Here is a 1052-nt window from a genome sequence, read left to right as displayed (position 1 = left end):
TCCTTGTCCTGGTCGATCACGCGGCCGTTCTTGACGCCGATCTGGGTGTAGAAGCCTTCCACACCGATATCGAGGTCCTTGACCGGCGACCAGATCAGGCTCGCGCCGGCGACGAACTGGTAGGTGTCGCGGAGCGCCTGGCTGAGGTTGTAGAAACGGGTGCCCGGGGTGCCGACGGAGTTACCACCGAAGTTGGTGCCGTTAAGGTTGTTGTAGAGCGTGTAGGCGTTGCCCTGGCCGGCGCGGGCGCCTGCCGAGAACGACTGCTCGCCGTAGGAGCCGAAGAAGGCCGAACGCCACTCAGGCGACCAGTAGTGCAGAAGCGAGGCGACGGCAGTGAAAGTCTCGGAGGTCGAGAGCTGACCGGTGAAGGGGTTGATCGTCGCGTCGGAGAAGAACTGCGCGAACTTCTGGCCCTGGATGGTGGTGGTGCTCTGCGTGAACGAGCCGGTGTACGCGGAGTAGCCGGTGTAGAGCTGCGCTCCGTTGCCGTAGGCACCCTGCAGGTAGAGGGTGTCGCCGGGGGCGATGAACGGCAGGTTGACCTTCACGCCGCCCTGCACGGCGTAGCCGTAGGCGTTGTTGGTGTGGGCGATGCTGACGTTCGTGCCGGCACCGGTGCCGGCGCCAGCAGCGACGTTGCCGACGTTCAGCTCGTGCACGGCGGCCGAGAGCTGGGCAGAGCCCCACGCTGCGTCGTATCGGACAGCGCCGACGAAGTCGGGCATCCGGCTGCGCTCGATCGCATCGATGGTGCTGTAGCGGGTCGGGACCGCACCGGTGTAGCCGATGAACACCGGAACCGGCGAGCTGCCGAGCAGCAGGCCCGAGTTGGCGAGCGCCGAGTTGGTTGCCACGCCGGCAATGTTGATCGACGGCGAGAAGATCGGCGTGCGGCGATAGGCCGGGTCTTCCATCGAGATCGTTGCCGAGAAGCCGTTGCCGAGCGTCGCGGTGTAGGCGGCGAGGTTGGTCGAGGCCATGTCGGAGCCGGCGGTGGCACCGGCGAACTCGAAGTCGTGGGCGTAGAAGTCGAAGAACGACGCGGCGCG

1 protein-coding gene is annotated in these 1052 nt (G+C 66.2%); it reads right to left on the bottom strand.

The window, feature by feature from the left end; translation table 11 throughout:
• Window positions 1–1052, bottom strand: a 1052-nt coding sequence (locus FV229_RS26965; protein WP_187275310.1) for a porin, incomplete at both ends; no start/stop codon positions are given.

This window comes from Methylobacterium sp. WL120 (genome assembly GCF_008039465.1).
In the GTDB taxonomy this organism is placed as follows: domain Bacteria; phylum Pseudomonadota; class Alphaproteobacteria; order Rhizobiales; family Beijerinckiaceae; genus Methylobacterium; species Methylobacterium cerastii.
Note: the sequence above shows the minus strand (reverse complement) of the source record. Positions and strands in the feature narration are given on the sequence as shown.